The 11,007-nt window shown below is 45.1% G+C and carries 15 protein-coding genes and 1 pseudogene; 15 read left to right on the top strand and 1 reads right to left on the bottom strand.

Annotation, left to right across the window (positions count from 1 at the left end; all coding sequences use genetic code 11):
• Window positions 1-3 precede the first annotated feature (3 nt).
• The gene (locus QGP82_RS14180; protein ID WP_499059766.1) at window positions 4-468 is read left to right on the top strand and encodes a hypothetical protein; all 465 of its coding nucleotides are present in this window, start codon (window positions 4-6) and stop codon (window positions 466-468) included.
• A gap of 277 nt (window positions 469-745) precedes the next feature.
• Here QGP82_RS14180 and QGP82_RS14175 read toward each other — a convergent pair whose 3' ends face one another.
• Entirely contained in the window at window positions 746-1,066 is a 321-nt protein-coding gene (locus QGP82_RS14175; RefSeq protein WP_499059764.1) for a hypothetical protein, read from the bottom strand.
• Between the two features lie 383 nt (window positions 1,067-1,449).
• Here QGP82_RS14175 and QGP82_RS14170 point away from each other — a divergent pair, with 383 nt between their 5' ends.
• The 14 genes and pseudogenes from QGP82_RS14170 (at window position 1,450) to QGP82_RS14105 (ending at window position 10,883) form a co-directional block, all read left to right on the top strand.
• Entirely contained in the window at window positions 1,450-2,466 is a 1,017-nt protein-coding gene (locus QGP82_RS14170) for an RHS repeat-associated core domain-containing protein (protein WP_499059762.1), read from the top strand.
• 115 nt (window positions 2,467-2,581) lie between these two features.
• Entirely contained in the window at window positions 2,582-3,208 is a 627-nt protein-coding gene (locus tag QGP82_RS14165) for a hypothetical protein (protein WP_499059760.1), read from the top strand.
• 25 nt (window positions 3,209-3,233) lie between these two features.
• Window positions 3,234-3,566 carry a DUF6572 domain-containing protein gene (locus QGP82_RS14160; protein ID WP_499059759.1) on the top strand — a complete coding sequence of 111 codons (333 nt, stop codon included), beginning with the start codon at window positions 3,234-3,236 and terminating at the stop codon, window positions 3,564-3,566.
• A gap of 73 nt (window positions 3,567-3,639) precedes the next feature.
• A complete protein-coding gene (locus QGP82_RS14155; protein ID WP_499059757.1) occupies window positions 3,640-4,512 on the top strand; it encodes an RHS repeat-associated core domain-containing protein in 873 nt (290 codons plus the stop codon).
• Window positions 4,509-4,916, top strand: a complete 408-nt coding sequence (locus QGP82_RS14150; protein WP_163696768.1) for a hypothetical protein — start codon at window positions 4,509-4,511, stop codon at window positions 4,914-4,916. The genes QGP82_RS14155 and QGP82_RS14150 overlap by 4 nt, the downstream gene beginning before the upstream one ends.
• Before the next feature lie 106 nt (window positions 4,917-5,022).
• Window positions 5,023-5,289, top strand: a complete 267-nt coding sequence (locus QGP82_RS14145) for a hypothetical protein (protein ID WP_499059755.1) — start codon at window positions 5,023-5,025, stop codon at window positions 5,287-5,289.
• Window positions 5,290-5,397: 108 nt separating this feature from the next.
• The gene (locus QGP82_RS14140; protein WP_499059753.1) at window positions 5,398-6,972 is read left to right on the top strand and encodes an RHS repeat domain-containing protein; all 1,575 of its coding nucleotides are present in this window, start codon (window positions 5,398-5,400) and stop codon (window positions 6,970-6,972) included.
• Entirely contained in the window at window positions 6,972-7,400 is a 429-nt protein-coding gene (locus tag QGP82_RS14135; RefSeq protein WP_163697944.1) for a hypothetical protein, read from the top strand. The genes QGP82_RS14140 and QGP82_RS14135 overlap by 1 nt, the downstream gene beginning before the upstream one ends.
• Before the next feature lie 714 nt (window positions 7,401-8,114).
• Window positions 8,115-8,936, top strand: a complete 822-nt coding sequence (locus QGP82_RS14130; RefSeq protein WP_499059881.1) for an RHS repeat-associated core domain-containing protein — start codon at window positions 8,115-8,117, stop codon at window positions 8,934-8,936.
• Window positions 8,897-9,619, top strand: a complete 723-nt coding sequence (locus QGP82_RS14125) for a hypothetical protein (protein WP_499059751.1) — start codon at window positions 8,897-8,899, stop codon at window positions 9,617-9,619. The genes QGP82_RS14130 and QGP82_RS14125 overlap by 40 nt, the downstream gene beginning before the upstream one ends.
• Window positions 9,620-9,698: 79 nt before the next feature.
• Window positions 9,699-9,755, top strand: a pseudogene (locus QGP82_RS14120) (hypothetical protein); the annotation flags it as partial.
• A gap of 303 nt (window positions 9,756-10,058) precedes the next feature.
• Window positions 10,059-10,238, top strand: a complete 180-nt coding sequence (locus QGP82_RS14115; protein ID WP_163666205.1) for a hypothetical protein — start codon at window positions 10,059-10,061, stop codon at window positions 10,236-10,238.
• 14 nt (window positions 10,239-10,252) lie between these two features.
• Entirely contained in the window at window positions 10,253-10,588 is a 336-nt protein-coding gene (locus tag QGP82_RS14110) for a hypothetical protein (RefSeq protein WP_163666203.1), read from the top strand.
• Between the two features lie 7 nt (window positions 10,589-10,595).
• Complete coding sequence (locus QGP82_RS14105; RefSeq protein ID WP_163666201.1) at window positions 10,596-10,883, top strand: immunity protein CdiI family protein; 288 nt, start codon at window positions 10,596-10,598, stop codon at window positions 10,881-10,883.
• The last annotated feature ends 124 nt before the right edge of the window (window positions 10,884-11,007 follow it).

Genomic DNA, 11,007 nt, shown 5'->3' with positions numbered 1-11,007 from the left:
CAAATGAAAGATATGGAGCCTCACCGAAAAAGCATCTATTTTTCTATAAGAAATTCAGCTAAACTCATGCCCTTAACATTTTTAGGATTATTTATCCTAAGTTGTGAAGATCCAATGATATTAATGAATGATTCTGAAAAAGGCTTATGGAGATATCAAACTGGAATTCCAGACAAAGAAGCCAATTTGTTGCAAGTGAAAAATCTGAGTAGAGATCTTGAGATTTGCATTAACAGGAGAAAATATCCACCCTTGTCCGAACAGCAAATTAAACAATTGGCAATTCAGAACAATCACGAAATTTATGATGAATTAATTAAAACTCTACCTTTGTGTAAAGGAGTTGTTGATTACCTTTTCAAGAAAATAGATCAGGCTTACGACACTGGAAATCAACTTAATCAGCTGAATCAAGCTATAGTGGATGGGAAAGCTGAAAGCCTATTGCAATTAGAGAAAAACAAATAATTCTTACAAAGAAGCAACTGTTTCAGATACTTTACTTCACTGGACAATGCGAAGTTAGAGTACTCCAACCAATAAATCATTCTACAATGTTCAAAGAAGTTGACTATTTCTAAATCTGATTTGAGGTAACCATCCCTAGTATTGATCTTGTGGAATAAACGAAGGAGGTTCTTTTCCAGTTCGTACAGCCAAGCAAGCATGAGCGAGGAAATTCAGAATATCTCTGCCCTGAGCCTTGAGCGAGGCGGTAACGGTTAGCAAGCATGCAACAAACTGACTACCGCATTGAGATTGAGAACCAAAACTGGTTTTCCGCTTCCCAATCTCGTGAGAAAAACCCATACGCTCTACCATTATTGTTAAGTCTCGCTTGAGATGAGATCAACACACCCCAGAGGGCATCGCTCATTTCATTACGCAAGCGACCGACACTCCCACGGGAGAGACGAACGCTAAACAAATCTGCCATGAGCGCACACACCTGACGATAGCTGTGACGATACGGGCCACTCAACAGAGTCACGATTGCACTCAAGCGTTCGCCATAGCTTAAGGGGATACCCCTAGCGGTAAAGTCGCTCGGGTAACCTGACCACAAACACCGCAACTGAGTTGATGTAGTTAATCAGGTAGGGTGCGATGATATCGCACCAACCCTTTCCATCCCATACCCACAATACTCTCTTCTAGCCTCAGCAGGCATTATCCAGCAACACTTTTATAAGCTTCAGCCCCGTTTTATTCTCAACTATTAAAGTTGTAATTCATCGAGCTTCTCCTGCTGTTTTACAAGAGAATTTGGCTAGCTACTCCCGATATCGAAGGACACCCTGGTAGGGAAATCTCTATCAGGGTGTCCATTTTTGAGTAGGGTTACGGCTGAATTCGGATTTGGGATGTGATCTCATCATATTCATTTCGATAGACCTAAGATAAGAGAGAAAATCAGATTAAGTTGTCACAGGTGAGCATAACTCCATAGTGCTCGATCACATCACCTATGACAGCTGTAGTCAGGTCACCAGTGAGACTAATCCCGATTTCGACGTCCGCTTTGGCTACACCGGCAGGGAGCGGGATGATGCAACGGGGTTGATGTACTTTCGGGCGCGGTACTACGACCCGGCGGTGGGACGCTTTATCTCGGAAGACCCGCTGGGCTTTGACGCAGGCGATGCCAACCTTTATCGCTATGTCTTCAATAGTCCGACCAACTACACCGACCCCAGCGGGGAAATCGCAGTTGTGCCTGTGGTTGTGGGTGTCATTGCCATTGGGGCCGTCGTCAATTTGCTTGTACCGCCCCCGCCGGTCCAGGCACCCACAGACTGTGATGATTTTTATGACGATGAATATTTCTGGCAACGACTGGGTGCGGGGCTAGCTGTGGGTGCTGCACCAGGTCTAGCACAAGGCTTGGGTCGATCAATTACCCAACAGTTGCCACAATTTCTTGATGACGTTGCCAGAGGGGCAGGCAGTATCGGTGATGACATCGGCAGAGCTTTAGCAGGTTCTGGGGATGAGCTAGTCCCAGCACTACCAGGTGGAGGCAGACTTCCAACCAGGGCAGTCGATGACCTTAATCCGGCGGCTCCGCTACGATCTCAAGGTAATCCAGGTAGTGGAGGTGCAAGTAGTGCGAACAAGCAAAGCAAGTTAAATCAACTAAACAAGAATAAAGCTCAAGGAAATGCTTTCGAAACGCTGGCAAAACAAGAGTTCCAGAAAACAAATGTAGGAGTTCAAACGCAAGTTACAATTAAAGCCCCGAGTGGAACTAGAACAAGGGTTGATCTCATTGGCCGCGATACAAAGACCGGGAATATTACTCTCGGAGAGGCTAAAAGCTCCCAAACAGCACCTCTAACCAGAAATCAGAAGAAAGCTTTTCCTGAAATAGCAAAGTCTGGGGGGGTAGTAGTTGGGCAAGGTAAACCTGGTTTTCCTAGTGGCACCCAAATCCCTCCTACGACAGTTCAAATTATACGCCCTTAAAGAAAATTCAAACAAATGAATGGGATAGGATGTTAGAGGGAACTCTTTCAAACTTTGAAATAACTGGAATATCTCATAAAATAAATATTCCAGTTATTTCAAGTGGTCGACTCAAATGAGCAAAATTAAAACGCTACTTTTTGAAAAGATGAAACCGGAACTAGGGCAAGCTGGCTTTAATCTTGTTAAGACACGGAATTGGTTCATAAGAAAGCAAAACCAAAATGTTTCTTTTGTTTTTTGGATAGTATCTTATAAGGATCAAGGGAATATCAGGATTACTCCAACAACTGGAGTCAGGTTCAATAATATAGAAGACATTTTTCATCAATGCGCTGGCTTTGATGAAAAATACAAGAAATATACACTTACACTCGTTTCTGAAATTTGGCGATGGAAAAAGACTGAAACCTCTTATCAATACATATTAAAATCAGAAGATAATGTTCAAGATATAGCTATTCAGATTGTTCATGATTTTTGGGAAGATGCGCTGAAATACTATGAGAGTTATGCAACCTTGTCTCAGGTAGACTCAGAACTCAATAACGATCCTTCTGGAGAGTGTATTCATCAGATAATGGATTTTGCACGATGCTCACGAGGTATAATTGCTGCAAAGCTTTGTAACCGACATAACTACGAAAAGTTGGTTCAGATATATCGTGAGAGAATGTCAAATCAGGATAAAGGTTTTTACTTAAGTTCGTTTGATTGTATCGTCAATCTTCTGAGTTGCTGATGAATCTGTATTCTGGGAGTTTATAGTGTCTATTCAAAACTTGGACGAGGTAGACTTAATAGGTGTCAATAAAGCGATAGGAAGGGTCGAGTTGGCAATCATTGATGACTTAGATTGGAACGATGTAAAATCTCATCTCCTAATCTTGCAAGATAAAGTTAATGCATATTTGGGATTTATTGAAAGTGGCCAGATATATGAGTCCTATCCTGAGGCAAGTAGCTTTCGCCCTGTAATACAAGTACTTGCACAATACAGCCTGCCTAAAGAAGGTCGAGAGTTTATGGAAAAATTAAAGATTTTTTTGGATGAGGTCGGTTATGACTTTGAGTTCAAAATGGCTTTGGTGCGTGAATAAGGTATCTGCAAAGCCATAAGAGCCGGTACAGTGTAGCCCAAGCGGCAGAGAGCGTGATGACGCGACGGGATTGATGTACTACCGGGCGCGCTACTACGACCCGACGGTGGGACGCTTTATCTCAGAAGACCCGCTGGGCTTTGATGCGGGTGATGCGAATTTTTATCGTTATGTCTTCAATAGTCCCACCAACTACACCGACCCCAGCGGGGAAGCCGCCCTTGTTACTCTAGCAGCCGTAGGCGGCGTCAAAGCTATTAAAGCCGTAGGCGCTGTACTCGCGGTAGGGGCAGGAGGTGTCTTTCTCAATAACCAACTGCAATCAGAAGAGACCCGCGAGGCCCTTGAAGACTTTGCTCAGCGGTGTCTGGAAACTGTCACCGGCGGCTACAACCCCGACTTCGACCCCAACCGCCCCATCTGGGACAATCTGCCTCTGCCACAAGTCGATTGGGGTGAAATCTTACAGACGCCACCCGTCAATCCGGAAGATCTGTACCCTGGTGGCTTTGGGGAAGGGCCACAGCCAGAGATTGATGACTTTGTTCCACCCTTCCCTAACACGAACGACGACCTCGGAGTACCTTTCTTTGATATTGGCAATACTGGCGATAATTTTGTACCCCCACAAATTACAAGGAATAGGCATGGCCAACTCACTAATGGTACTTATACACTTGATCAATCTGGAATGACGCCACACACAACTGGTTCTTTTGCTGATGGGAAGAGCCAGTTTCTATCAGGCGTTGATGCAGATAGGGCAGTTTTAGATGCTGCTGCTTATGCGGATCAGCATGGGCTGTGGAATGGTCCTAAAGCAACTGTACCAGTTAGCAATGGGCCTGTAGGTGTACATGGAAGAACAGGAGAGCTTACCGATACAATAAATGTATACAGAAATAGAAATGGATTTGTTCATGGTTCGCCAGGTAGTCCACAATGATTCGAGATATTACGAGCCAAATTCAATGGGCATTCTCAAAAGCTAGTTATTGGGATAGAAAGGAGTTCATGAAGTGTCTGACTACTCTTGAAACTCTGATTCCAGGATCACGAAAAAATTGGGATGAATATGCGGGAGAGAAATGGGGAATTATCCTCATAGAAGGAAACGTTTTGGCTTATGTCAATAGAGATTTCCCTTTGCTCTTTATTCAATATGAATATCAAAGTATTCAGGACTCTCTTGATGGTTTAGTTGTTATTCTATTCTCAGATCATGATACTTCGGAGTTTGCTCTTGAGACTGCTATTTTTAATCAGTGGTCTCAGGGAAGATCTGATACAGGAGGGCTAAATTCTGATGAGTTGTCAGCTAGCGATATATGGTGGGCGACTATTCTGTAAAACTATCAAGAAGCCTTGATAGAGCTATTCGGTGAGAAGTGAAAAATCTTGAAAATAGGAGGGCCGTCCCCTTTTTGTGAAAGTAGACATGATTTAGAGAAGTTTAATGAAAAAAATCGAGTTTGAATTTGAAGATCTGTCTTTGCAGAACAGAATCCAATTTGATTATGACGAAGAGGTAGATGAAGAGTTAAAGGTCGTAATTGAAAATGGCATGCCAGTTTTATATGCTAATAAACAGGCTTACATGGCTCTAGCAAAGATCTTTGTAAAGATGGCTCTTGGTGAGTACTCGGATGGATTTCATATTCACCTCCGGCAAGACTTTGATGGAGATAAGCAAGAGGCTATGCGCTGCCATCTAGTAAGTTAGCCAGGTAGCTACTGTTCTGTCCCCTAATTGTCAAGTAGTTGGCAAAAGTTGATCAGGGTCAAAGGGTTTTCCAGATTTGAGGACCCCATAAATGACTCTGATAAACTTTTGCATCAATGTTCCTACCCCTACTTGCTCAGCTATGACGCCGCCAATCGCCTTACCACCTTCATCTCGCCAGACGGGACGGCCACCTACACCTATGATGACCGCGACCAGTTAACCGGGGCGGACTATACGGCCCAGGACAATGAAGCTTATACCTATGATGCCAACGGCAACCGCACCAATGCGGGCTATCAGACGGGGACCAATAATCAGCTCACCACTGATGGCATCTTTAATTACGAATATGACAATGAGGGTAATCGCATTCGGCGGACTCGCATTAGTGATGGCACGGTGACCACCTATGAGTGGGACCATCGTCAGCGGCTAGTGGCGGTGAGCGAGGGGGATGGTGCTACGGTGACTCAGCGCGTCACCTACACCTACGATGCCTGGGACCGTCGCATCAGTCAGTCGGTTGACTCGGATGGCGATGGCCCTGCCGCTGCGACGACGGAGCACGTTATCTATGATGGCGACCACATTGCCCTGGTCTTTGATGAAGCGGGCAATCAAACCCATCGGTATTTGCATGGGCCTAATGTGGACCAGATCTTAGCAGAGGAGACGGCGGATGGAGCGGTTCATTGGGCGTTAACTGACCATCAAGGCAGTGTTCGCGATGTGATCGACAACAGCGGCAACATTCTCAATCGCATTGTCTATGACAGTTTTGGGCAGGTGACGAGTGAGACGAATCCCGATTTTGACTTCCGCTTTGGCTACACCGGCAGAGAGCGGGATGAAGCAACGGGGTTGATGTACTATCGGGCGCGGTACTACGACCCGACGGTGGGACAGTTCCTCTCGGAAGACCCGCTGGGCTTTGACGCGGGCGATGCCAACCTTTATCGTTATGTCTTCAATAGTCCGACCAACTACACCGACCCCAGCGGGGAAGCCGCCTTTGCTCCTCTAATATTCGTAGGCGGCGTCAAAGCTATTAAAGCCGTAGGCGCTGTACTCGCGCTAGGGGCAGTCTATCTCAATAACCAACTGCAATCAGAAGAGACCCGCGAGGCCCTTGAAGACTTTGCTCAGAGGTGTCTAGAAACCGTCACCGGCGGCTACAATCCTGACTTCGACCCCAACCGACCCATTTGGGACAATCTGCCTCTGCCGCAAGTCGATTGGGGTGAAATCTTGCAGACGCCACCCGTCAATCTCGAAGATCTTTACCCTGGGGGCTTTGGTGAAGAGTCGCAGTCGGAGGTTGATGACTTTGATGCTGATCCAAGATCTCCTAATCCAGAGCTTGAAAAACCGTTTTTTGATGCTAATGGTGAAAATGAAACAGTAACCAACTCGGCTGGCCAACCAGTTATCAGAACGTTCGTTCCAGATCAGGATAAATTACTAGAAGCCGCCGAAAATGCTGCTGGTGGATCCTTAGATAACTATATTAATTACAAGCCAAATTGGTGGGAGAGTCCTGATGGTAAACGAAGAATTGAGTGGAACCCCGATGGGCATGCCAATACTAATGAAGGTCCTCATGTAACCGTACGTGACTTTAATGGAAGACGACACAGTGTAACTGAAAAGATATTTATCGAAGGGCAGGAAACTTTCTAATGATCGACTTTAAATCGGTAGTCATTTCGTGGAAAAGCTTTAAATCCAGCTTTAAATTCTGTTTTGGATTTGAATATTTAACACTTGAAGAAACTCTGAATCAACTATCAAGCAGGGGGAATAGTATTAGTTGGAAGCAGTTAAAGAACTGGGAGGAGCTTGAGGATATTGATATATTCAAAGAGCTTCCAGAACACGAAAAAATTAGTGGTGATATATATGTTGTCACTGAAGCATCTTACAAGAAAGAACTTGGACCATTCAAAGTGCATGCAGCTGATCTTGAGTGTTTTATAACCGAACACCTTAATGCTTACAGTGAGTGTTTTTTTAATGGTGATGTGTTAATTACAAGTACCAAAGATAGTTGTATGTGGATATTTCACCATGGAGGAGTAATGACCTTCATAAATGAAATTCAATGTTAGCGAAGCATCAGCAAGCAGGCAGGGTGCGTGGCTAACGAACCCTTTCCAAGGGGACTCCATCACCATGTCCATCAACAACAAGTAAGTTGGGTTGAGTGTGCTCAACTCAACAACCCAAACAGTATATCTGTGGTTGGTGCTAACATTAGAGCACGAGCCATACAATCTAGAGGCAGAAAGCTGACTCCCAGATCAGATTATCGCCTTCCATATCATGGGCTGGACATACCTGAAAGCTTTCCTCGTTCTCCTGAGTCTGTTTTCTATCCAACCAGTGCCAACATTACTCCAAGATACTCTCCTGCATTGTTGCCAGTTGCTCCAGTTGTAGGCAGTTTAGTCTCCAATAGCAGTCCAGTTCTGAATCTTCCACTGTTCAACGAAGACTGATCAAACGGACGATAGTCAACTATGCTCGACTCAATTAGCTAAACAGATGTGCTTATGGTAAATCTATATATACTTGTCGTATACGTGATACTCTCAGGCCTGGGTGGGTTTGGACTTGGAGCAATATGTATCCTTCTTTTCTTTGGTGATACAACCCCCGAGCACAGGTGGTATGTTCTTAGTGTATCATCAGGAATATTCGCTGCAGGCGGTTTTATGAAGGCATTGGACGAAATCCAGTTCTTTCCCTCTCTACTGAGAGTTTTACTATCTCTTTTCAGGAGAAGGTAGCAAATTTCAAGCAGCAGGTAGTATAGGCCTTACCTGCCTATATTCTTCCGCTCCGGCTACACCGGCAGAGAGCGAGATGACGCGACTGGGTTGATATACTACCGGGCGCGCTATTACGACCCGGCGGTGGGACGCTTTATCTCAGAAGACCCGCTGGGCTTTGACGCAGGCGATGCCAACCTTTATCGTTATGTCTTCAATAGTCCCACCAACTACACCGACCCCAGCGGGGAAGCTACCCTTGTTACTCTAGCAGCCGTAGGCGGCGTCAAAGCCATTAAAGCCGTAGGTGGCGCTGCAATCGCGCTAGGGGCAGTCAATCTCAATAACCAACTGCAATCAGAAGAGACCCGTGAGGCCCTTGAAGACTTCGCTCAGTGGTGTCTGGAAACTGTCACCAGTGGCTACAATCCCGACTTCGACCCCAACCGACCCATCTGGGACAATCTTCCGCTGCCGCAAGTCGATTGGGGTGAAGTCTTACAGACGCCCCCCGTCAATCTCGAAGATCTGTACCCTGGTGGCTTTGGTGAAGATTCTCAACCAGAGATTGAGGGTTTCATCCCGATGCCAAACATCTCCGATGACCTCGGAGTACCTTATTTTCAAGTCAATCCAGGTTCTGAGATTCCCTTTCCTGATGGCACTGGAAGAATTCATGATCCCATTCCTAACTTTGTTCCAAAAGATTGGAAAATAGGAGAAGTTAAAGATGCTATTGAAGGAGTAGAATCTAGTATCAAGGAGAGGAAAAGGCTTATGGATCAGCTAGGCGAAGATAGTGGTCATCGTGAACGTCTGCGTCGGGAAGAGAATTGGCAGCGGCAACTAGAAAAACGATTGAAAGAGTTGTAAATGAATTAAGCAGTATGAAAAAGGAACCACAGACTATTCTTGAGACAATTAAGCAAGATTCCTGGAATTATGATTCTGGCGGAAACTTGCTTAACAACCTCTTAGAATCATTTCAAGAAGGGTTTCCGGTAAGGAACGTCCTTCAGCTAGTTGAAAGTCAGAATGAAGAATCCGTAAGAGCAGGGTCTTGGATTTTATCCGAATTGGGTGTCAAGGCATGTGAGGTTTTTCAAAGCACGAAGCTACTCATTGACTCATCAGATCCAAAGGTGCGTTTCCATTATCTGGATTGTATTTTGATGTGTGCTACGGAAAGTGATGGCGACTCTATAGGGAAAGTACTGTTTCTTTTAGAAGATGAAGCGTCTTTTGTTAGGTGGCGAGCGATGGATATCTTGTGTAAGTTAGATGCCACACAGATATCATCAGGTCTTTCTTGGATGGAATCAGTAGATAGAGAACATACTGTGATGTATTCTGAACTTCAGCTTCTAAGAGATAGTCTTCATGAATCTGTTTCGTTTCAACTTCTTGAAGAGTACGTGAAAGATGGAAGCCCAATTCAGAAAAAAGTGACTATTGTAGTAGCTATCCGGAAAAGACTCGAACCGCAAAAAATAGTTCAGTTAGCAAAAACCTCAAAGGATGATGATGCTATTCGTTTCTGTAAAAGTCTTCTATAGAAGCAGGCACCCAGCAATGCCCACCCACATTTCTCCACTTTGGCTACACCGGTAGAGAGCGGATGACGCGACAGGGTTGATGTACTATCGGGCGCGCTACTACGACCCGGCGGTGGGACGCTTTATCTCGGAAGACCCGCTGGGCTTTGACGCAGGCGATGCCAACCTCTATCGCTATGTCTTCAACAGTCCCCCAACTACACCGACCCCAGCGGTGAATTCGCAGTTGTGCCTGTGGTTGTGGGTGTCATTGCCATTGGGGCCGTCGTCAATGTGCTCGTACCGCCCCCGCCAGTCCAGGCACCCACAGACTGTGATGATTTTTATGACGATGAATATTTCTGGCAACGACTGGGTGCCGGGCTAGCTGTGGGTGCTGCACCAGGTCTAGCACAAGGCTTGGGTCGATCAATTACCCAACAGTTGCCACAATTTCTTGATGACGTTGCCAGAGGGGCAGGCAGTATCGGTAATGACATCGGCAGAGCCTTGGCGGGCTCCGGGGATGATCTTGTTCCGGCACTACCAGGTGGAGGCAGGCTGCCGACCGGAGCAGTCGATGACCTTAATCCTGCGGCTCCGCTACGATCTCAAGGTAATCCAGGGCCAAACAGGCTAGCAGATAGTAAATTAGTGAAAGGTCTAGCTGAGCAAGGCATAAAACATACTCCTGAAGATATTGTCAGAATAAGGCAAACACCAACAGGGGAAACGGTCTTTTTGGAAAAAGGAAACTCTAGGGCCGGCCTCGAGCACATTGTGAAAAAATATGGGGAAGACTTTGCAAGAAAAGGGATATCTGAAGAACAAATACCAGATGTAGTAATTACCGCAGTAACAGAGGGTAAACTTGTTGGTAATCAAGGGAGTAGGCCGATATACGAAACGGTTATCAATGGAGTAAAACAGAGAATAGCTGTAACGGTTGGCAATAATGGATTTATTGTTGGAGCGAATCCTGCTCAATAGGAGAAAAATGCGCACTTTAAAGTTAATGGCCGACTACGATTGCTTCCCATTATGGGAAATATTAGATAATGATCTAAAGAATATCGATCCCTCCGACTTGCCTTTATCTAACAAATTAAGAAATTCCTTGAAAATATGGAGTGATAAATATAATGCGACTTTGAACTATGATGATCCAATAAATTCGGGTTTTGAATCTGAAATAGATGAGCAGAAATTTGAACAAGAAGGCGAAGCTTTGTTCAAATTTCTGAAAAAAGAATTAGGAAGAGAATTTAGAATAATTAGATCTTAATTACCTAAGTTTTGCCCAAATTAATGGCGACTTGCTCTGAGGAGAGAAGGGTTTCCAGCCCCCGTATCCAAGGTCTGACCAGAGAATCCGCTGCATTGATTAGAATTTCAATTAAGTACCCCTG

It is taken from the genome of Leptothoe sp. LEGE 181152, assembly GCF_032906605.1.
GTDB lineage: Bacteria > Cyanobacteriota > Cyanobacteriia > Phormidesmidales > Phormidesmidaceae > Leptothoe > Leptothoe turfae.
This window is presented reverse-complemented; position numbering and strand designations above follow the sequence as displayed.